The sequence below is a fragment of the Parasphingorhabdus pacifica genome (assembly GCF_054779195.1).
On record NZ_BAAGYS010000006.1, the window covers coordinates 203,277 to 223,822 of the forward strand.

The 20,546-nt window shown below is 67.4% G+C and carries 15 protein-coding genes; 11 read left to right on the forward strand and 4 right to left on the reverse strand.

What is annotated here, in order from left to right; translation table 11 throughout:
- Positions 1 to 439 precede the first annotated feature (439 nt).
- Genes ACYVAN_RS07055 through ACYVAN_RS07070 form a run of 4 tightly spaced genes read left to right on the forward strand, consistent with a single transcriptional unit; the run spans position 440 to position 4,777 of the window.
- Entirely contained in the window at positions 440 to 1,381 is a 942-nt protein-coding gene (locus ACYVAN_RS07055) for a hypothetical protein (protein ID WP_460956917.1), read from the forward strand.
- On the forward strand, positions 1,378 to 2,613 hold the full coding sequence (locus tag ACYVAN_RS07060; RefSeq protein ID WP_460956919.1) for a glycosyltransferase: 1,236 nt from the start codon (positions 1,378 to 1,380) through the stop codon (positions 2,611 to 2,613). Before ACYVAN_RS07055 ends, ACYVAN_RS07060 begins: the two co-directional genes overlap by 4 nt.
- A gap of 12 nt (positions 2,614 to 2,625) precedes the next feature.
- A complete protein-coding gene (locus ACYVAN_RS07065; protein ID WP_460956921.1) occupies positions 2,626 to 3,555 on the forward strand; it encodes an alpha/beta fold hydrolase in 930 nt (309 codons plus the stop codon).
- 22 nt (positions 3,556 to 3,577) lie between these two features.
- Positions 3,578 to 4,777, forward strand: coding sequence for a glycosyltransferase family 4 protein (locus tag ACYVAN_RS07070; RefSeq protein WP_460957790.1), 1,200 nt, complete (start codon positions 3,578 to 3,580; stop codon positions 4,775 to 4,777).
- An 83-nt stretch (positions 4,778 to 4,860) separates the two neighbouring features.
- Here the strand turns inward: ACYVAN_RS07070 and ACYVAN_RS07075 are convergent, their stop codons facing one another.
- Positions 4,861 to 5,316 carry a peptidase inhibitor family I36 protein gene (locus ACYVAN_RS07075; RefSeq protein ID WP_460956923.1) on the reverse strand — a complete coding sequence of 152 codons (456 nt, stop codon included), beginning with the start codon at positions 5,314 to 5,316 and terminating at the stop codon, positions 4,861 to 4,863.
- Positions 5,317 to 5,563: 247 nt separating this feature from the next.
- Between ACYVAN_RS07075 and ACYVAN_RS07080 the strand changes: the two genes are divergently transcribed.
- The 6 genes from ACYVAN_RS07080 to ACYVAN_RS07105 all read left to right on the forward strand — a co-directional run bounded on the left by ACYVAN_RS07080 (position 5,564) and on the right by ACYVAN_RS07105 (position 13,502).
- Complete coding sequence (locus ACYVAN_RS07080) at positions 5,564 to 7,219, forward strand: FAD-binding dehydrogenase (protein ID WP_460956925.1); 1,656 nt, start codon at positions 5,564 to 5,566, stop codon at positions 7,217 to 7,219.
- Positions 7,220 to 7,319: 100 nt separating this feature from the next.
- Positions 7,320 to 7,601, forward strand: a complete 282-nt coding sequence (locus ACYVAN_RS07085) for a YrhK family protein (RefSeq protein ID WP_460956927.1) — start codon at positions 7,320 to 7,322, stop codon at positions 7,599 to 7,601.
- 122 nt (positions 7,602 to 7,723) lie between these two features.
- Positions 7,724 to 8,926, forward strand: coding sequence for a PucR family transcriptional regulator (locus ACYVAN_RS07090; RefSeq protein ID WP_460956929.1), 1,203 nt, complete (start codon positions 7,724 to 7,726; stop codon positions 8,924 to 8,926).
- Between the two features lie 208 nt (positions 8,927 to 9,134).
- On the forward strand, positions 9,135 to 10,022 hold the full coding sequence (locus ACYVAN_RS07095; RefSeq protein WP_460956931.1) for a hypothetical protein: 888 nt from the start codon (positions 9,135 to 9,137) through the stop codon (positions 10,020 to 10,022).
- Positions 10,022 to 11,788 carry a GMC family oxidoreductase N-terminal domain-containing protein gene (locus tag ACYVAN_RS07100; protein ID WP_460956933.1) on the forward strand — a complete coding sequence of 589 codons (1,767 nt, stop codon included), beginning with the start codon at positions 10,022 to 10,024 and terminating at the stop codon, positions 11,786 to 11,788. Before ACYVAN_RS07095 ends, ACYVAN_RS07100 begins: the two co-directional genes overlap by 1 nt.
- A 106-nt stretch (positions 11,789 to 11,894) precedes the next feature.
- Entirely contained in the window at positions 11,895 to 13,502 is a 1,608-nt protein-coding gene (locus tag ACYVAN_RS07105; protein ID WP_460956935.1) for a long-chain fatty acid--CoA ligase, read from the forward strand.
- 377 nt (positions 13,503 to 13,879) lie between these two features.
- Here the strand turns inward: ACYVAN_RS07105 and ACYVAN_RS07110 are convergent, their stop codons facing one another.
- The 3 genes from ACYVAN_RS07110 to ACYVAN_RS07120 form a co-directional block, all read right to left on the reverse strand.
- A complete protein-coding gene (locus ACYVAN_RS07110; RefSeq protein ID WP_460956937.1) occupies positions 13,880 to 14,236 on the reverse strand; it encodes an SH3 domain-containing protein in 357 nt (118 codons plus the stop codon).
- A gap of 531 nt (positions 14,237 to 14,767) precedes the next feature.
- Positions 14,768 to 16,357, reverse strand: coding sequence for a solute symporter family protein (locus ACYVAN_RS07115; RefSeq protein ID WP_460956939.1), 1,590 nt, complete (start codon positions 16,355 to 16,357; stop codon positions 14,768 to 14,770).
- On the reverse strand, positions 16,354 to 16,773 hold the full coding sequence (locus tag ACYVAN_RS07120; protein WP_460956941.1) for a DUF485 domain-containing protein: 420 nt from the start codon (positions 16,771 to 16,773) through the stop codon (positions 16,354 to 16,356). The genes ACYVAN_RS07115 and ACYVAN_RS07120 overlap by 4 nt, the downstream gene beginning before the upstream one ends.
- A gap of 707 nt (positions 16,774 to 17,480) precedes the next feature.
- On the opposite strand from ACYVAN_RS07120, the gene ACYVAN_RS07125 reads away from it, so the two are divergent.
- Complete coding sequence (locus ACYVAN_RS07125; protein WP_460956943.1) at positions 17,481 to 20,513, forward strand: nitrate- and nitrite sensing domain-containing protein; 3,033 nt, start codon at positions 17,481 to 17,483, stop codon at positions 20,511 to 20,513.
- The last annotated feature ends 33 nt before the right edge of the window (positions 20,514 to 20,546 follow it).

Here is a 20,546-nt window from a genome sequence, read left to right on the forward strand (position 1 = left end):
AATTGAGTTTCCGTGGGCGAGCGGCGCCGGAGTGTGATGGTGGTCGAGCGGGTTACCCGTACGGGCGGGGCGGGCCACGCAGTAACGTTTGCACCGCTTTCTGCCAGGCAGGATGCGAGTTTTCGGACAGTGGGCGTCCGGCCGGGGACCATGCGGCCATGAGTGCTCGTACGTAGCACGACTCAGGGAATACGAGGGCGAATCCCCGATGTGGGGCGAGCCCGCGGCGGGCGAGATTGAACGGTGTGGATGGTGGCCAGGAGGGAACGCAGAGCTCGAAGCTCGCGAAGACCGCTTCGAACCACGCACGTGAGACGGGGAGGACGGTTGTGAAGCGCGAAAGCGCGACTGCGACGGTCGATCTCGTCGGCGGCCGGAGGCGGCAGGCTGTCACCATGTGTGGTCGAACGGTGCTGCTGCTGCGTTGGGGGATCGGATGATGACGCTGGCAGTCCTGCTCGCGGCTATGGGGGCGTGCTGCAATGCCGCGGGCGCCCGGCTCCAACACGGGGCGGTCCACGACACGATCGGTGACCGGGGACTCGGCGTCCGGAATCAGCTGAACCTCGTCCGCAACAACACGTGGCGACTGGGGCTGATGGCCCTCGGCAGCGGCGCGATCCTGCATGCCTGCGCCCTCGGGATGGCACCACTCAGCGTGGTACAGCCGATCGGGGTGCTGGCACTGCCGCTCACCGTCGTCTTCGGTGCTCGCAGTCGGAGCACCGGCGCACAGGGAGTCAGGCCGGGCCTGGTGCTGGCGGTGCTCGCCGCGACCGGCGGCGTCAGCGCGTTCGTGCTGCTCGCGGCGGGCAGTGCCACCTCCACGCCGGTCCCCGCCGACGCGCAGCTGCTCGCCACTCAGCTGGTGGTCGTCGCGGTCGCCGCGCTCTGCGTCCTCGGCTTCCTGAGCACCTCCTACACGCGGTGCATCGCGTATGCGACAGGATGCGCCGTCGCGTACGGGTTCGTCTCGCTGTTGATGCGCGCGGTGACGCAGCAGCTGGGTACGACCGGGCTCCAGGACGTGAACGTGCTACCCGTGGTCGGGATCGTGGCGGCCATGGTGGTCGGCGGCTGGCTCCTGCAGCACGCCTATGCCAGCGGCCCGCCGGACCTGGTGGTGGCTTGCCTGACCGTGATCGACCCCTTGGTGGCGGTAGGCCTCGGGATCGGCCTGCTGGGGGAAGCCGACGAGGTGGGAGCCTGGACCGCCACCGGCGAAGCCATGTGCGCTGTGATCGCCTGCGCGGGTGTGATCGCGCTCGCAAGACATCGCTCGGAACCGGCCGCCGAACGCTTGGTGCACTCCACCGCGACCGGCAGCCGTGAACTTGCCGGGCCGAGTTCGACGTATCGTCCTGACGGGAGTTCCTCTTGACCTCGCATGCGTTCAGCAGGCGCCCGCTCCGCATCGTGGTCGGTGCGGTCACTTACCCGCCCGACGTCAACGGCGCCGCCAACTTCGGTCATCGACTGGCGACCGGACTGGCGAAGCGTGGCCACGACGTGCACGTCATCTGCCACTCCGTCGACCGGACCGCCAGCACCTCCGTAGAGGAAGGTGTGACGGTGCACCGGGTCGGGTCCTACCGGACGCCCGCGCATCCCACGTTCCGGATCTGCGCTCCCTGGCAGGCGTCCAAGGCGGCGAGCACGTTGCTCGACGAGATCCGTCCCGATGTGGTGCACGCGCAATCGCACTTCTTCATCGGGCGCGGTCTCATCGACGCGGCCAAGCGGCGCGGGATCGGACTCGTGGCCACCAACCACTTCATGCCGGAGAACATCTTCGGCTACCTGCCGATCCCTCGGATGCTGCAAACCGCCGGGGCGCGACTGCTGTGGCACAACCTCGTTCGCCACTACAGCAAGGCGCAGGTCGTGTCCGCACCGACACCACGCGCGGTGCAACTGCTGCAGGACAACGGTTTCGACGAGCAGGCGCTGCCGATCTCCTGCGGAATCGACGTCGCGCGGTACCGCCAGCGGGCGGCCGACTACCGGAAGAACAACCCGGACCCGGACGTGCGCACCGTGCTGTTCGTCGGACGTCTCGACGAGGAGAAGCACGTCGACGACCTGATCCGGGCGATGTCACTGCTGCGCACGCAGGCCGCGACCCGGTTGGAGATCGTCGGGGACGGCAGTTGCCGGGAGTCGCTCGAACAGCTCGCGGCCGAACTCGGAATCGCCGACCGGGTGCACTTCACCGGACTGGCAGACGACGACGAACTGCTGGATGCCTACGCGCGAGCCGACCTGTTCTGCATGCCCAGCATCGCCGAGCTGCAGAGCCTGGCCACGATGGAGGCGATGTCGGCCGGGACGCCGGTCGTGCTGGCCAACGCGATGGCGCTGCCGCACCTTGTGGAGCAGGGGAGGAACGGCTACCTGTATCCGGCGAGGGATGTGCACGCCCTGGCTGCCGCGATCGACGAGGTCGTCAGTGATCGCGCCACCATCGACGAAATGGGGTCGGCGAGCGACCGGGTGGTCTCCAAGCACGACATCGACGTGGTGCTCGGGCACTTCGAGTCGATCTACCGGCACGTGCTGGACCCGAACGAGGACGTCGAACCCGACCGGATCTACTCCGAGCTGGCGAGTTGATCCGGGATGGTCATGCCGGATGTCGGTCCCCCCGCGGTCGAGCGCGTGGAACGAATCTGCGGAACCGACCTGCACTACTGGGTGTACCGCGAGGAGCTGCTCGATGCGGCGGGGCCTCGGGGAGGCGGCCGGCAGCCGCCACCGATCGTGATGATCCACGGACTGCGCGGAACGCACGAGGGGCTGGAACTGATCGTCGACCGGTTGCCCGGTCGGTGCGTAGTCGTGCCCGATATGCCTGGCTTTGGTGAGTCCGGTCCCATGCCGGACCGCACGCACGACGTCGCGGGCTATGCCAACGTCGTCGAGGGCATCCTGAAGCTGCTCGGAGCGCAGGACCGACCGGTCTTCCTGCTCGGACATTCCTTCGGGTCCGTGATCGCGGCGCACGTGGCCGCTACCGTTCCGGCGTTCGTGCGGCGCCTGGTGTTGATCAACCCGATCGCGAGTCCACCGCTGAACGGTCCGCGCGTGGTACTCACCGGCCTGACGTCGGCGTACTACGCGCTCGGCAATGCGCTGCCGCCCCGGCTCGGGACGGCCCTGCTGTCCAACAAGCTGGCCGTGTTCGTGGCCAGCCGCGCCATGATGCGCAGCAAGGACAAACGGATACGGCAGTACGTCTACGACAGCCACCTCCGGCACTTCAGCCGGTTCCACAGTCCGGAGCTGCTGAGCCAGACGTATGAAGCATCGGTGACCCGCACCGTCGCCAACTACGTGGATCGGCTGCGCGTGCCAACGTTGTTGATCGCCGGTGAGAGCGACGAGATCGCGCCGCTGGACGGTCAACGCGAGCTGCTCAGCGGAATCGTCGACGCCGAGCTGGTGGTGATCCCGGAAGTCGGTCACCTGGTGCACTACGAGACGCCGGGAGCCGCGGCCGAAGCGGTCGATCGTTTCCTCGCCGCTCGGCAAGAAGACGCGGGTGCGCAAGCGTGATCCAGGAGGCCGACCGTTGAAGGTGTTCGTCGACGCGCGCTGGACGCGAACCGACACCCACGACGGGATCAGCAGGTACGGCGCGAGTTTGATCGAGGCGTTGCACGGCCTCCATCCGGTGACGATGCTGATTCACGACGAGCGGCAACTTCACTTGCTGCCGGAGGGTGTTCCGCACGTGAAGGTCAACAGCCCGCTTTCGGCGAAGGAACTGTGGATCTCGCGGACCCTGAACAGGCTGGGCGCCGACGTCGTCTTCAGTCCGCTGCAGGTGATCGGTGGAGTCGGACGCGGCTACCAGCTGATCCTCACGCTGCACGACCTCATCTACTACCGGCACCCGAAGCCGCCGGGGTTCTTGCCGCTGCCGGTACGGATTCTGTGGCGGCTTTACCACAAGGCGTTCTGGCCGCAGCGGGTTCTGCTCAACCGTGCGGATGCGGTCGTCACGGTGAGCGAGACGACCAAGCGGCTGATCGCCGAGTACCGGCTCACTCGCCGACCGGTGACCGTCGTTCCCAACGCTCCTTCCGGGCCGGTGCCGGACATTCCGGCAACCGAGGGCGATCATTCCGATGAGCCTACGATCCCCGATGAGCCCGTGGTCCCCGAAAAGCCCGTGGTCCCCGAAAAGCCCGCGGCCCCCGAAAAGCCCGCGGCCCCCGGGCTCCGGGAGGGTTCGGGGGATCCGGAGTTCCCGGGGGGTCCGCGCGAGCTCGTGTACATGGGTTCGTTCATGCCGTACAAGAACGTGGAGACTCTCCTGATCGGCATGGCCGATCTGCCCGGTTACCGGCTGCACCTGTTGAGTCGGATTCCGGTGGAGCGTGAGGCGGAGCTGACGGCCCGACTGCCTCCGGGCGTGGATGTCGTTTTCTGGCGAGGAATCAGTGAACCGGACTACCGACGGCTGCTCCGGCGAGCCGCTGCGCTGGTTACCGCGTCCCGGGACGAGGGTTTCGGGCTGCCGATCATCGAGGCGATGAACGAGCGGACTCCGGTGGTGTGCAGCGATCTCGAGATTTTCCGCGAGGTCACCGGAGGCCACGCCCTGTTCTTCGAACCCGGTTCGCCGGACGAATTCGCCGCAGCAGTGCGCAAAACGGAGGACCGGGCGCTTCGGGCGGAACTCGTCGAACTCGCTCGAACCCGGGCGGCGGAGTTCACCTGGACGGCTTCCGCGGAAAGGCTGTTGGAGCTCATGCGCGTTCTGCGCCGATGAAAGCAGCCCGCACCGCGCCGCCGGACCCGGGGCCGCCGGACCCGGGGCCGAAGGCGCGGTGCGGGCTGCTCGCCCGAACGTTCTCAGTGCGACCAGACCTTGATGGCCCTGGCCACGTACGGGGCGTTCGGCACGTGTGTTTCGGACGGATAGGTGCTGAAATCCGCGTGCGTGTCGCAGAGCGGATCCTGGTAGACCGTCACGGGGTGGCCGGTCCGGTTGACGAACGAGCTGGCTTCAAGGCCTTCCGGGAGTGCGACGCAGGTTTCCATCTCGGTGTCCTCCAGGGTGGTCTTGTGCGTTTGGCCGCGGAATTCGTTGGCGCCCCACGCGCAGAACGAACCGGATCGGCACGAATCCTGATCCGCCGCGTGCGCGAGCACGCCTCCGGCCGGGACGCATGCGGCCGCGAGCAGCACAGCGGTGGCCGTTTTCGCCGCGGTCTGCCGGAATGTGGCGCCGAACGGTTCGGGGCGAGTCCGGACCGAGGCGGAGTCGAACGTGCGCGAGTGGTGGTGCGGCGGCGGTGCGACAGGCATGGGAGTTCCCTCCGGTGAAGTGCGGGAGATTGGGCCGAACCGGCCCGACTGGGTCCAGACTCCCGAAGTGGACATGGGCGAAGCCAGGAAATCTGGTGGATACACCCCAACCGTGTGGTTTATGGCTTTCCTGCCGAAAAGTCCGCTGTGGATTCGGTATCGGCGAACCTCTGTCGTCGCCGCGGCCACTGCGGTATACAACCCACGGACAGTGGTTACCGGCTGGTAGGTGGCGAGGGGATCGAGCATGGGTTTCGACGCGGACGTCATCGTCGTGGGCGCTGGGCTCGCCGGGCTGGTCGCCACCGCGGAGCTCGCCGACGCCGGACGTCGGGTGATCCTGCTCGACCAGGAACCGGAGGCGTCCCTCGGTGGCCAGGCGCACTGGTCGTTCGGGGGCCTCTTCCTCGTCGATTCGCCCGAGCAACGCAGGTTGGGGATCCGGGATTCGCCCGAACTCGCGCTGCAGGACTGGATGGGGTCGGCCGATTTCGACCGGGCGGAGGACCATTGGCCGCGCCGCTGGGCGGAGGCGTACGTCGACTTCGCCGCCGGGGAGAAGCGTGCCTGGCTGCACGAGCAGGGCCTGCGCATGTTCCCCCTCGTCCAATGGGCCGAGCGCGGGGGATACCTGGCGACCGGCCACGGCAACTCGGTTCCCCGCTTCCACGTCACGTGGGGCACCGGGCCTGGGGTGCTCGAACCGTTCCTCCGGAGGGTTCGCCGGGCCGAGGAACGCGGACTCGTCTCCCTGCGGTTCCGGCACCGTGTCAGTGAACTGCTCACCACCGACGGCACCGTCGACGGGGTACGCGGCGAAGTCCTCGTGCCGAGCCGGAGCGCACGCGGCGAACCGAGTTCCCGCGAGCGGACCGGGGAATTCGAGCTGCACGCCCAATCCGTCGTCGTGACCTCCGGCGGTATCGGGGCCAACCACGAACTGGTGCGGCGGAACTGGCCGACGCGTCACGGGCCGCCGCCGGAGCGAATGATCTCCGGGGTGCCGGATCACGTCGACGGCCGGATGCTCGAGGTCGTCGAGCGCACCGGCGGACGTGTCATCAATCCAGACCGGATGTGGCACTACACCGAAGGCATCCACAACCACTCCCCGGTGTGGAGCGGGCACGGCATCCGCATTCTGCCCGGGCCGTCGTCGATGTGGTTCGATGCGCGGGGACAGCGGCTGCCCGGACCCCTCTTCCCCGGTGCGGACACGCTCGGCACGATGGAGCACATCCTCGGAACCGGGTACGACTACACCTGGTTCGTGCTCAACCGGCGCATCATCAGTCGTGAGTTCGCGCTGTCGGGCTCCGAGCAGAACCCGGACCTGACCGAGCGCAGCATCGGCAAACTCCTGCAGCGGGGCGGTGGCGGCACTCCCGCGCCGATCGCGGAGTTCATCCGGCACGGAGCCGACTTCGTGACGCGCCGGAGCGTTCCGGAACTGGTTCGCGGCATGAACGAGCTGACCGGGGAACCGCTGATCGATGCGGCGGAACTGCAACGCGAGATCATCGCCCGCGATCGCCAGGTCACCTCGGGACTGGGTAAGGACGCCCAGGTGCAGACGATCCGCGAGGCGCGTCGCTACGCCGTGGACCGGCACGTCCGGGTCGCGGAACCGCACCGGTTGCTGGATCCGGAAGCGGGTCCGCTGGTGGCGGTACGGCTGTCGGTGCTCACCCGGAAGACGTTGGGCGGCGCGGAGACGGACCTGTCCGGACGCGTGCTGGGCGCTTCGGGAGCGCCGGTCCCAGGGCTGTACGCGGCGGGGGAGGTCGCGGGCTTCGGTGGTGGGGGCGTCCACGGCTACCGCGCGTTGGAGGGAACCTTCCTCGGTGGTTGCCTGTTCTCCGGCAGGGCCGCAGGCCGGGCAGCCGGCGGTGCGGTGGCCTGACCGGGCGTCCTCGACTTCTCCACGAACGGGCCCTCGGTGCGGGTGGGCCATTCGCCGCCTCGCCCAGGCATCCCCGGGACGTCGGGGCGACACTCGGGGAATGGGTGCACAGCCTTCCCCGGACTCCTGGGTGCTGCGGATGGGGCCGGAAGAACTGGTGATCAGGCGGCGCTACGAGCTGCTGAGCATCACCAACGACTTCCTGATCGCCCTCTGGTTCATCGTGGGCAGCGTGCTGTTCTTCAGCCCGTCGACGGCCACGTTCGGAACGTGGCTGTTCCTGCTCGGCAGTATCGAACTGGCGGTGCGCCCGATCATCAGGTTGGCCAGGCGGCTGCATCTGCAGCGCAGGCGGCCGAGCGAGTCCAGCCAGGATTTCTGATCACCCACCGATCGCCGGACGTGAGGCGGACTCGCCACCGGGGCGCGGGGGCGGTCCCGTCGAAGTAGGCCGGTGCCGCCGTGCGGATTGTCTCCTGGTGCGGGCTGGCCTAGTGTCTCGGCATGTCGGTCGAGGTGGTCCGGGACGGGGATGCGGCAGCCGGGGCGGCGGCTCGACTGGCGCGTTCACTGCTGATCGACCTCGACGGGGTCACCGATCGGCTCATCGCCGACATCCTCAACGAGAACCCCAGCTACCACGCCGCCGCTCCCGACCTCCGCTCGTCCTGCCGAGCCAACCTGGGCAGAGTGTTGGAACTGCTCGGTGGCCGCGTGCCCGACGGGGACGATCCGTACGACGCCGCGCGGGAAACCGGACGGCGACGAGCCGAGCAGCGGGCGCCACTGGACCTGGTGCTGCGCTCTTTCCGGCTGGGCGGTCGAGTGGTGTGGGCCAGTGCGCTGCAGGCCGCCAGGGACGAGGGCGACGTCGACCCGGAAACCCTGCTCGACGTCGGAACCTCGGTGTGGACGGTCGTCGACGGTGTTTCCTCGAAGCTTTCCGACTCCTACCGCCGCACCGAGCTGGAACTCCTGCGGGTCGACGAGCAGCGCAGGCGCGTGCTCGTCGACGAGCTGTTCCGCGGTGCGGGGGAGGACCCGGCGTTCGCGAACACGGCACTGCGCACGCTCGGTTTACCCGAAGCGGGACCGTACGTGGTCCTGGTGGGGGAGGGGATCCGAGGCCGGGTCGAGCTCGTGAGCCCCGAGGAGACGCTGGCGCGGCAGTGGATCCGATCGGTGTGGCGGATCGAGAAGGGCATGCTGACCGGCCTGGTGGCGTTGGAAGGGCGCCCGGCGGAGTCCGTCGCGGAGGCGTTGATCCCGGATCTGTGCACGCGGGTGGGAGCATCGCCGGTGCTGTCGGGTATCGGCGGTGTCGTGGCGGCGCGGGAACTCGCCGCGACCGCGTTGCGCACCCTGCCGAAGGGCAGCCCGGGGGCGGTGTCGCTGGATTCCCGATTGCCGCAGGCGGTCCTCGTACGCTCGCCCGACCTGGCCGAACGCTTGGTGGACCGGACGCTGGGGCCGCTGCTCGCGCTGCCCGCGGCGGAGCGGGACCTGCTCTTGGAGACGCTCGACGCGTGGCTGGCGGCCAACCGTTCGGCGAAGCTCGCCGCCACCGGGTTGTTCTGCCATCGAAACACCGTGCTCAACCGGATCGGCCGGATCGAGGCGCTGCTGGACCGCTCGGTCCACGGGGTCGAGGACGCGGTCTGGCTCTCGCTGGCCCTGCAGGCGCGACAACTCCGAGACGGAGCATGAGTGGTCGCCCGGATGGTTTACCGGCATGTGCGCTGAGCTGTTCAAAACCGCAGGAACGAGCGGAAAGGGCGTTTTCGGGTGTGCCCAGGGCACAACGAACTCCGCGAAACGGAGGGCTCCAGGCCTAATGCCCCGACCGGGCTACTGCTGGTAGACATCGCGTGTTCCCCATCACAGCCGATGTTGCCTGCGAATGGAGAAACCGACCATGTCCTCGCTCCACCCGTCCTTGGGACGACGCGCGTTCCTCGCCCGAATCGGGCTGCTGGGCGCCGCCGTCGGCACCGGGAGCCTGCTCCCGCCTGCCGCCCTCGCCGGTACCGACCCCATCGACTCCGTCGCCGACCAGCTCAACCCGGTGCTGCGGGAACTCGCACGGGACACCTACAACGGGGTCACCACCTTCGTCGTCCCCGGCCCCGACGCGTACTCCAGCGCGCAGGGAACCCCCCGTGAAGAGCCAGGGGCACTGGAGGCACGACTGCCGGACTTCTTGATGGAGGCCCTCGACGAGTTCCTGCCGTTCCCGCAGTCGGTCGGCCGCCCGGTCGTGCAGGCGGTGGCCACCGGACTGTCCGACTCCGGCATCGAACTCCCGCTCGGGCTCGACGGGCTGCTGCCGGGCGAGCTCGCGACGCTGGACCGTGCGCTGGGCAGGCTGATCGCCACCGACGCGGCCCTGCCACTGTCGGTACCGATCGCGCTGCTGCTGAACCTGGTGGCCTCGGAGGTGAATCCCGCCGCGGTGGAGGGTCCGTTCCTCTCTCCGTTCGCCCGACTGTCCTTCGAGGACAAGGCTGCCGTCTTCGAGCGCCTGGAAGGACCGGTTCCGGAGCTGGTGAACCTGCTCGACGCGGAGTTCCCCGAACCGCTCAAGCAGTCGGTGTCCGGGCTGCTTCGGTTCGTCAGCGGCGCCCTGCTGGAATTCTCCGCCTTCGGCGGCTACTCGGAGTACGCCGTATTCGACGCGGAGACCCGCGAGCTGACCGGAAAACCGGTCGGATGGCGGCTCACCGGTTTCGATCCGCCGGAGGTCCACGACGGTTGGGACGACTTCATCGGCTATTACCAGAACCGCCAGGAGGTGCACGACTGATGCGTGACGTGATCGTGGTGGGCGCAGGTGGCGGCGGCCCGGTGATGGCCAAGGAACTCGCGCAGCGCGGTCTCGACGTGCTGCTGTTGGAGGCAGGGCCACGCCATGCCGACCCCCGCTCCGAGTGGACGCACTTCGAGAACGACGCCAACAACCCGCTCAGCGGTTTCCTGCGGTTCGGCCCCGAAGACCGCACCAAACCGGCTTGGTATCGGGAGTGGGCGCAGAACTCGTTCCTGTGGCAACTGTCGGGTGTGGGCGGAACGACGCAGCACTACTACGGCAACAGTCCGCGTGCCTACCCCGGAGTGTTCAACGACTACCGGGGTGCGGACGCGGGCAACTACGACACCGAACACCGCTTCCCGTTCGGCTACCGGGACCTCGTTCCCTACTACGAGTGGGTGGAGGCCACGCTGCCGGTGCAGACCGCGGCGGTGGGAACCAAGGAGTCGTTGTTCCTCAACGGGTGCGAAACCCTCGACATGCCGGTGCAGACCACGAAGACCACGCACGGGCCGAGTTACCGCCCCCAGGAGAACGCCATCCTGCAGCCGGGAGGCACCGCAGGACGGACCCGGGACGCCGACCTGCTGCACTACCCGCAGGCCACCGGCTGCACGTTCTGCGGCAGCTGTTTCCAGGGGTGCATGGAACCGATCAACGCTCCGCGCAACCGATTCGCCAAGCGGTCCACCGACAACAGCTACGTGCCGATGGCGATCACAGCGGACGCCTGGTCGGCGGGCAAACCCGCGACGCTGATCACCAACGCGTTCGTCACCGAGGTGCACACCGAGGAACGCGGCGGCGAACTCGTGGCCAGCGGTGTCACCTGGCGGGACAACGCGGACGGCGCCGAATACCGCGAGGACGCCAGGGTCGTGGTGCTGGCCGGTGGTTGCACCGAGACCCCCCGGTTGTGGCTCAACAGCGGTCTGCCCAACCCGAACGGATGGGTGGGACGTGGCTACACCGATCACTTCTTCGACTGGGTGATCGGTTCGTTCGACGAGGACACCGGCAACACCAAGGGCACGGGTTCGTCGGCTCGGCTGGAGCTGCCCGGATACGGAGGGTTGGAGAACGTGGGTCTGCCGCCCGCGCTGCAGGCCTACTCGATGACGCTGTCGGAGAGCGGCATTCGAGGTCAGTACGGCAACGGCCGTGGCATGACCGGTTCGTGGGACGGTGCTGCCGGTCGGATGGTCGGACCCGAGCTCAAGGACCTGCTGGCGGGTGGCATCGACAACCTGCTCAACATCCTGGTCATCACCGACGACGACGTCGAGGCGCAGAACCGGGCGACCATCTCGGCCATGCCCGGTGACGCCAACGGCCCGGTGGCCAAGGTCGAGTTCAACCAGCGCAACCGGACCGCGCGAACGTTGCGCAACCGCGAGGTCATGGCCCGCAAGGCCGTCGAGGTGCTGCGGGGTGCGGGTGCCAAGCAGGTGTACCGGATCGACTGGGCACCGTTGATCCTGCACGTCCAGTCCTCGATGCGGATGGGCGAGTCGCAGGACGATTCGGTGCTCGATTCCGACGCGGAAGCCCGCTGGGTGAAGCGGCTCTTCGTCGCGGACAACTCGGCGTTGCCCAACTCGCTCGGTGGGCCGAACCCGACCCTGAGCACGCAGGCGCTGGCGACCCGCACCGCGGAGAAGGTGTTCGAGAAGTACTTCGGGGGGTCACCCTGGGTGTCCTCGGAAGAACCCGTCGTCTCGACCGACTCGCGCATCAGCGTCCGGTTGAGCCGGTTGTGAGAGCCGGAGCCCCGGGACGCCCGCCCGGTGGGCGAGGAGCCAGATCAAGCGCAAGACTCGGCGATGTCCTGCGCAGGGACACGAGCGATATTCGAATGGAGAAGGCATGCAAGGGCTGATGCAGGATCGTCCGCTGACCCTGCCCCACGTGTTTCACCGCGCCGAGCAGCTGTTCGGTGACAAGACCATGGTCACGGCCACGCTCAAGGGCGAGATCGAGACGACCTACCGCGAGTGGGCACAACGGGTCCGTCGCCTGGCGACCGTCCTCGACCGATTGGAGGTCGCCGACGATGCCAGGGTCGGCAGCTTCTGCTGGAACACCCAGCAGCACCTGGAGCTGTACTTCGCCGTGCCCTGCACAGGTCGCGTGCTCCACACGCTCAACATCCGCTTGTTCCCGGAGCAGATCACCTACATCGCCGAGCACGCCCAAGACGACGTGATCTTCGTGGACCGCTCGTTGCTGCCGGTCCTGTGGCCGCTGGCGGACACCATGACCACGGTGCGGTACTTCGTCGTCATCGACGACGGGGCGGACGCGGAGATCCCCGACGATCCGCGCGTGCTGCGGTACGAGCAGCTGCTGGAGCAGGCCGATCCGCACGAGGGCCGGTTCGTGGTGGAGGACGAGTGGCGGGCCGCCGCGATCTGCTACACCTCGGGGACCACCGGAAACCCGAAGGGCGTCGTGTACTCGCACCGCTCGTCGGTGCTGCACTCGCTCGTGACGATGGCCGTCGACGTCCTGGCGTTGAGTGAGCGGGACACGGTGCTGCCGGTCGTGCCGATGTTCCACGTCAACGCATGGGGCATCCCGTACTCGGCGGTCGCGGCGGGCGCGCGCCTGATCTTCCCCGGACCCGCGATGCAGCCGGCGGCCCTGCTGGATCAGCTGGAGAAGCATCGCGTGACCTGCACGGCGGGTGTGCCGACGATCTGGATGGGCATGTTGCCGTTGTTGAGCGGCCGGGACCTGTCGAACCTGCGTGCGGTCATCGGTGGTGGGGCGGCCATCCCGAAGTCGTTGTCCGAGGGTTGGCGCGAGGCGATCGGAGTGCCGATCACCCAGGCGTGGGGAATGACGGAGACGAGCCCGGTGGGGTCGGCGGCTACGCCGCGCAGCCACCACGAGGGACTCGACGAGGAGTCGCTCGCGGAGATCCGCACCTCGCAGGGCCAGGCCGTTCCACTGGTGGAGCTGCGCATCGTCGAACCCGACACGGGTGCCGAGCAGCCGTGGGACGGCGTGTCGGTCGGTGAGTTGCAGGCCGCCGGTCCGTGGATCGCCTCGGGCTACTTCGGTGGCGCCGGTGAGGACGCGTTCACTGAGGACGGCTGGCTGCGCACGGGCGATGTGGCGGTCATCGACCGGTACGGGTTCGTCCGCATCGTGGATCGGACCAAGGACCTGGTGAAGTCCGGTGGGGAATGGATCTCCTCGGTCGAGTTGGAGAACCACATCATGAACCACCCGAGCATCGCGGAAGCCGCGGTGATCGCCAAGCCCGATCCGCGCTGGACCGAACGGCCTGTCGCTTGCGTGGTCCTGGAGAAGGGCGAGCAGCTCACCGCGGACGAGGTGCTGGAGCACCTGACCAGCAGGGTCGCGAAGTGGTGGCTCCCCGACGAGGTGCTGTTCGTCGAGGCCATCCCGAAGACCAGCACCGGCAAATTCTCCAAGAAGACGCTCCGGGAGCGGATCCTGGACTGACCTCCACGGGCCGTTCATCGCCCGCCCGGTGCCGTGCGCGGTACTGGGCGGGCACCGAGATCGGAAAATCCCGAGAGGTCCTCGAAGGCAGGCATGCGAGGCGGTCGCGAATGTTCGCCGATCACGTCTTCGGCGATCAATTCCGGTGCTTGCTCATTCGATTCCGGGACTTCGGTGAATCGAATTGCCGGACGGGCCGGGCGGGCTCCTGATGCCGATCGAGCGATCTCCGGTGGTGGCAGTAAGACGGCCGCCCCCGGTGGGTCGCATACGATTCGATCGCTCGGCGGCGCGAGGAAAGAGCCTTTTCGCTTTTCGGTATCCGGTAGCGGCCGAAAGAACCGGGAAATGCGGTAGAACGCTGATCTGTTGTTCGATCATTGCTCCGCCCGCTGCGGGTTTTCCCCGTGTGCGGGGCCGGCCGGGGCTGGCAGGAAGCAGGCGCTGGCGTATCCGGATACGCGGGTGCGCAGGTCGGTGACGCGCACCCAGCTGTCGGTGATCCGGCCGTCCGGGCAGGTGACGCGCTGGCCGGTGGTCCTGTCGTGGATGGTCGCCCGGTCGCCCGGGTTGCCCAGACCGCGGACGGGCGTCGAAGTGTCGGCGCCGGACCGGATGCGAATGCCGGGTCCGAGAAAATCGACTGAGCGGGCCGGAGCGGCTTCGGCCATTTGCACGAGGTTGTCCCTGAGGCTGATCAAGAACTGTGCAGTGTGGTGCGCTGCTCCACTCATCGGAAGAATGATCGAAGCTACGCCCGCGAGTATTGTATTTCGGATCACGTTCACGGTAATCCCCCCATGAGTCCGAAAGGTCGCTTCAGTGGTGCGGGTCTCGCACGTCATAGCGATCTTGCCGGAACATGATTCCAGCCTAGGCCGGAAGAAGCGGGCGGGAAAAGTGTCCGATTGGGTAAAGCGAAATGATTCGCCATTCGGCACGAAAAATGTGAATCGATTACCCGGTGGAATGGCCGTAGCGCCTTCGTGGCGACCTCTCCTGTAGCTGGATCGCGGGTCCGGTAGCGCACCGCTGTCGGGCGGGAGCGACCGAAACGGTGTTACCGCTCACTTCGGCGGCTGCTCGGCGCCTTGCGGAACCGGGGCGATGGCTCCTCCGGCCGGTTCGTTCGTGCCTGCGTCGGTGGCGATCGTCAGCCGGTGACCGGACACCTCCGGGGCCGCACGTGGCGGGGCCGTCCCGCCCCGGGACGGGATCCGGGCGGGCGGTGTGCCCCTGCGCGGGGGCACACCGCCGGCCAGGCTTCAGCTGGTCCGCGAACCGATTCCGGTCAGCGAACGAACTTCCAGCTCGGCTTGCGCCTGCTCGTCGTTCTTGTCACCGACGAAGGTCCCGACGACCCCGCAGATGAACGAGATCGGGATCGAGACGATGCCCGGGTTCTTCAGCGGGAACAAGGCGAAGTCGACGCTCGGGAAGATCGAGTCCGCCGCTCCCGAAACCACCGGGGAGAAGATCACCAGCAGCAGGCAGGAGATCAGACCGCTGTAGATGCCCCACAACGTGCCGGTGGTGTTGAACCGCCGCCAGAACAACGTGAAAAGCAGGGTGGACAGGTTCGCCGATGCCGCGAACGCGAATGCCAACCCAACCAGGAACGCGATGTTCTGGCCGTTGACCAGGATGCCGCCCAAGATCGCGAAAACACTGATGATCACGGCCGTCCAGCGGGCGACCCGGACCACGGAGTCCGAGTCGGTGTCCCCGCGCCGGACGATGTTGGCGTAGATGTCGTGCGCGAAGGACGCGGACGCCGTCAGGGTCAGACCAGCGACGACCGCCAGGATCGTCGCGAACGCGACGGCGGAAACGATGCCGAGCAAGACGGTTCCGCCGATTCGGTACGCCAGCAGCGGTGCTGCCGAGTTCTCGCCGCCCGGTGCGTTGACGATGGCGTCGGTGCCCACGAGCGCGGTGGCGCCGAAACCGATCACCAGCGTGCACAGGTAGAAGACGGCCACTGTCCAGGTTGCCCAGATGACCGAACGCCGGGCCTCGCGGGCGTTGGGCACGGTGTAGAAGCGCATCAGCACGTGGGGCAGCCCGCCGACGCCGAGCACCAGCGCCATGGACAGCGAGATGAAATCGAGCTGGGTGAGGGCGCTTTGGCCGTACTGCACGCCCGGCGCCAGGATGTCCCTGCCGTTGGGGTTGCGAGCGGCTGCGTCGTTGAGCAGGTGCGAGAGGTTGTAGCCGAACTTGCCCAGCAGGAACATCGTGATCAGCACGACGCTGAGGACCAACAGGGTCGCCTTGATGATCTGCACCCACGTGGTGCCCTTCATGCCGCCGACCAGCACGTAGAGCACCATGACGAGGCCGACCGCGGCGATGACCATGGCTTGGCCACCCGCGCTGTGCACGTCGAGCAGCAGGGCGATGAGACCACCGGCACCGGCCATCTGCGCGATGAGGTACATGAACGTGATGGCGAGGGTGGAGGTGGCAGCCGCCGCACGGACCGGACGCTGCTTCATCCGGAACGCCAGCACGTCACCCATGGTGAACCGGCCGGTGTTGCGGACCGGCTCGGCCAGCAGGAGAAGGTTGATCAGCCAGGCCACCAGGAAGCCGATCGAGTACATGAAGCCGTCGTAGCCGTTCACGGCGATTGCGCCCGCGATGCCGAGGAACGAAGCCGCGGACAGGTAGTCACCGGAGAGCGCGACGCCGTTCTGCGGCCCGCTGAACGCGCTGCCTGCCGCGAAGTAGTCGCTGGAACTGTTCGCGGTGCTTGCCTTGTAGACCACGAACAACGTCAGCATCACGAAGGCCGCGAAGATCGAGATGTTGACGACCGGTGTTTCGGAGGGAAGCTGGAAGTTCTCGTTCATCGCTCGGCACCGCCGGTCGGGTCGCTGTGCAGTTCATCGACGACCGGGTCGATTCGCGCGACGGCGTAGCGCGCGTAGATCGTCGTGATGAGGAGCGTGGTCACGAACTGGGCGAGCCCCATGAGCAGCCCGACGTTGACCTCGCCGAACAACGGCTCGGCCATGAAGTCGGGGGCGTAGGCCGCGACCAGCACGTAGGTGAAGTACCAGGTCAGGAAAAAGGCGGTCATCGGGAATACGAACAGTTTTAGCCGGCGCCGCAGGGTGCGAAATTCCGCGCTCTGCTGAAGTGCCGAGTAATCCGGACCGCTGGTGGAGCGGCGGACCGAGCTCTTGTCGATTCCACCGAAGGCCGTCCGCGCTTTCCCGGGGTCGCGGGGTCGCCCGCGCAGCGCGGATTGCGATGCGTTGCTCATGGATCCTTCCCGGAAACTGGGCCCAACTGCGTCCGGACTCGACGCGGACGCGAAGGCTAACCGTTGGGCAGGGCTAAATGGAAGTGTGTGAATCGCCACTGAAGATGCAGTACTGAATACTCTCCGTAACGTAACTGTCTGAGCTGGGAAGGTCACGGTCTGTCGTGGCCGTGAATAATTGCCGTAGTCCCATCCTGTCCGGGTCGTTTTTGAGGAACGGGCCACGGACCGATGGTGCCGGTTGCTCGTCAGGGCATCGGATGCAGGGCTCTGTAACCAAACGGTCACCTTCATCGGTTCGAATGCGTGAACGCCCGTTGACATGGGGCGTTTGTCCGTTCGGAATCTTGAAAACACCCCCGAAGCTTTCGTTGTGACGGGGTTTATAGTGCTGGCATCGAAAGACCATCCTGTCCGTTCCGCGTGCTCTGGTTTGGTGACGACGTGTTCGAGGTGCCACTGCTGCCGACAGGAGCGGTAACGGTTAGTACCGTTAACAGCTCTGGGGCGCTACGGTGGACGGCCCTGCCGAGACGTGTCCGTCGCTGCGCCGGAACCCGGGGGCACCTGGATTTCGACCGAAACAGCCCAGACGACGATTGCGGGATCACACGCATGCGCCGTTTCCCCACCTCTGGTCCGCCCGAAAGGTGTCACACCGTGAACGAGCAAGCTGAGGCATCGCGCTCGTATCAGGGACGGCGCTTGTGAACGCGGCCGAGACGCCGCGGACAGCGGCCACGATCCTGGACTGGCGCAACTGGTCACTGATGGTGAAGTTCGGTGCCGTCGTGCTGGTGCCGCTCATCTTCGCGATCAGCCTCGGCATCAGCCAGATCCAGTGGCAGGTGGCGAACGCGGGGAAGTTCCACCGCGTGACCACCATCCTGGACACGGTCGAGAAGATCGAGCCCCTGGTCAACGATATCCAGGCCGAGCGCACCGCAGCGGTCCAGGTGATCATGGGGACCGAGTCCCCGGAGACCCTGCAGGCGCGTGCGCAGGAGTCCGACGCCAGCGCGGAGGCGGTCGACCGGATCCTGCGCGAGGGCGAGATCAACGATCAGGTCGTACTCTCCCGGCACGACGACATGAAAGCCGCGCTCGAGAGCATGGATGGCCTGCGGCAGCGCGTAACCGCACGGCAGGTCGGTCCACCGGAGCTCATCCAGGCCTACAGTGGCCAGATTCAGTCGGTGCTCGCGCTCGACCGGGCGCTGACGAGCATCATCGCCGAACGCTCGCTGTCGAGTTCGGCCACCGCCATCCAGGAAATGCTCGTGCTGATGGAGGAGGTCCGGCTCCAGCAGGCGTGGGTCCACACCGGACTGGCAGAGGGACAGCTGTCACCGCAGGTCATTCAGGTCCTGGTCGGTTCCCGCGCGAGGCTGACGCTGAAGGTCGAGGAGACCGGTGCGATCGTCGCCCAGCATTGGCGCGAGCGCCTGGACCGGACCATGGCGGGCGACGCGGTCACACAGCGCAACGCGATGCTGACCTCGCTGGTCGCCGCCAGTTCCGATTCGAGTGCCGACGCGCCTTCCATCTCTCCGCAAGAGTGGAACGAACGCGGCAACGCGGTCATCGACCTGATCGACGACGGCCACAACGACCTCACCGCCGAAGTTCGCCGAGGTGCGTTCAACCTGGAGGAAGAGGCGAGCAACGCGGCAGGCCGGGACTCGGTCTTCCTGATCAGCGCGCTGCTGATCGCCGCTGTGGTCATCTTCATGATCAGCAGGCAGTTGCTCGGCTCGCTGCGTGAGCTGCGAAGGAGCGCCCTGCGTTCCGCCCGCCACGACCTGCCGGAAGCGGTTTCCGAGGTCCGAGCCGGTGACGACGCCGAGGCGGCGATCAAGCCGGTGCAGGTCACCACGACCGAGGAGGTCGGGCAGGTCGCCCGTGCGTTCGAGGCGGTCAACCGGCAGGCGCTGACGCTGGCGGTCGAGCAGGCCACCCTGCGCCACGGCTACAGCGAATCGTTCGTCGGCGTGTCCCGCCGAAGCCAGGCCCTGCTGGAACGTCAGCTGCGCCTGTTCGAGCAGCTGGAGCAGGACGAAGAGGACCCGGACCAGCTGGCGAGGCTGTTCCAGCTCGACCACCTCGCGACCCGGATGCGCCGGAACAACGAGAACCTCATGGTGCTTTCCGGCACCGACCTGGCACGTCGATTCGCCCGGCCCACTGAGCTTTCCGACGTGCTCCGCGCCGCCGTTTCGGAAATCGAGCAGTACCCCCGCGTGGTGCTGCAGCCGCCGCCCGCGATCCGACTGCTCGGCCACGTGGCCAGTGACCTCGTTCGACTGGTTGCGGAGCTCCTCGACAACGCCGCGAACTTCTCGTCGCCGGAGACCGCCGTGACGGTTTCCAGTTACCAGGCCGGTGACGGTTCGGTCACGATCGATGTTCTCGACGAGGGCATCGGCATGGGGCAAGCGGAACTCGACGAAGCGAACATCCGGTTGCGGCGGATCGACGACAACGATCTGGCCACGTCCCGCCGGATGGGGCTGTTCGTAGCGGGCCGGCTCGCGATCCGTCACGATGTCACCGTCGAACTGCACGGTGGCCATGACGTGGAAGGTGTGCGCGCCACCGTGTCGGTTCCACCCGAACAGGTCGTCAACCAGGAGACCAGCAGCAGCCGGATCGCACCGGTCAGCGGTGGGCAGCGCAACGGCTTCGCCCACCACGACATGCCCACCTCGGGCACGCTGGCCCCGAGCGCCCCGGAGAGCGACCAGGGTGGGGGCGGCCCGGCCCTTCCGCAGCGGGAACCCACCAGGGACAGCGGTTCGTCGCTACCCCAGCGGGAACCCTCGTCGCCGGACACGGGCTCGTCACTCCCGCGACGTGAGCCGTCGACCCCCCGGCCAGGCATGTTCGACTCGAACCCGGCCGGTCCGGCCCAGGCACCGGCCGAGGAGGACCGTCCCACCGAAACACTGTTCACCCCGTTGGCCCTGCCCCCGGAGCAGGAGGGTCAGCCGTCGAACGACCCGCCGTTCGACTGGCCGTTCGGGGCGGACGAGCCCGAACCCGTCGGACCGCCCGAGCCGAAGAGCACGAGTGGCGAGGCTTTCTCCACAGAATGGTTCCAACCGTCGGACCAGGATGCGCAGTATCAAGCCATGGCGGACACAGACGACGGTGACGAGCCGTGGCCGGGCGACGCGAACGGCTCGGGCGGCGAGTTCGGAAGTACGACGGGCAGTTCATGGATGACGGAGCAGCAGCCCGTTCCGGAACCTGCTGCGTCCGGCCCCGCTCCGGAACGGGCCTCGTCGCTCGCTCCCGAGGGACTGCCGCGTCGTGAGCGGCAGCCGGCGGAGAACGATGCAGCGGGTGACGCAGCGGGCGAGGCAGCGGCCGGCGACGGTCAGAAACGCAGTCCGGAAGAACTCAGTCGTCAGCTGGCCGATTTGCAGGGAGGACTGCAGTTCGGCCGGACGAGCACGGAGATCTCGAGCGCACCGGAGAGCGGGGCGTGGAACTTCGCCACCGACGACGCGTGGCGCCAAGCGGAGGCGGCGGTGAGTCAGGATCCGAGTTCATACACCGACTCGGGGTTGCCCCGCCGGACTCCGAAGGCGCAGCTGGCACCCGGCAGCGTCTCCAACACGGCAGAGCAGTCGCAGGGGCAGCGTTACCAGCGCGATCCCGAGCAGCTTCGAGGCCGGTTGTCCAGCTTCCAGAGCGGTGTTGAGCGTGGTCGTCACCGCGCCCCGGACGAGGAATAGCGGAGGCTGGCGTGCGACTGCGGCTCGAACGAT

What these genes read in the sequence shown, in the direction of transcription:
- ACYVAN_RS07065 (WP_460956921.1), top strand. Translation starts at nt 2,626, where the DNA reads ATGCCGGATGTCGGTCCCCCCGCGGTCGAGCGCGTGGAACGAATCTGC.
- ACYVAN_RS07055 (WP_460956917.1), top strand. Translation starts at nt 440, where the DNA reads ATGACGCTGGCAGTCCTGCTCGCGGCTATGGGGGCGTGCTGCAATGCC.
- ACYVAN_RS07120 (WP_460956941.1), bottom strand. Translation starts at nt 16,773, where the DNA reads ATGAGCAACGCATCGCAATCCGCGCTGCGCGGGCGACCCCGCGACCCC.
- ACYVAN_RS07100 (WP_460956933.1), top strand. Translation starts at nt 10,022, where the DNA reads ATGCGTGACGTGATCGTGGTGGGCGCAGGTGGCGGCGGCCCGGTGATG.
- ACYVAN_RS07110 (WP_460956937.1), bottom strand. Translation starts at nt 14,236, where the DNA reads ATGAGTGGAGCAGCGCACCACACTGCACAGTTCTTGATCAGCCTCAGG.
- ACYVAN_RS07075 (WP_460956923.1), bottom strand. Translation starts at nt 5,316, where the DNA reads ATGCCTGTCGCACCGCCGCCGCACCACCACTCGCGCACGTTCGACTCC.
- ACYVAN_RS07085 (WP_460956927.1), top strand. Translation starts at nt 7,320, where the DNA reads ATGGGTGCACAGCCTTCCCCGGACTCCTGGGTGCTGCGGATGGGGCCG.
- ACYVAN_RS07095 (WP_460956931.1), top strand. Translation starts at nt 9,135, where the DNA reads ATGTCCTCGCTCCACCCGTCCTTGGGACGACGCGCGTTCCTCGCCCGA.
- ACYVAN_RS07090 (WP_460956929.1), top strand. Translation starts at nt 7,724, where the DNA reads ATGTCGGTCGAGGTGGTCCGGGACGGGGATGCGGCAGCCGGGGCGGCG.
- ACYVAN_RS07105 (WP_460956935.1), top strand. Translation starts at nt 11,895, where the DNA reads ATGCAAGGGCTGATGCAGGATCGTCCGCTGACCCTGCCCCACGTGTTT.
- ACYVAN_RS07115 (WP_460956939.1), bottom strand. Translation starts at nt 16,357, where the DNA reads ATGAACGAGAACTTCCAGCTTCCCTCCGAAACACCGGTCGTCAACATC.
- ACYVAN_RS07080 (WP_460956925.1), top strand. Translation starts at nt 5,564, where the DNA reads ATGGGTTTCGACGCGGACGTCATCGTCGTGGGCGCTGGGCTCGCCGGG.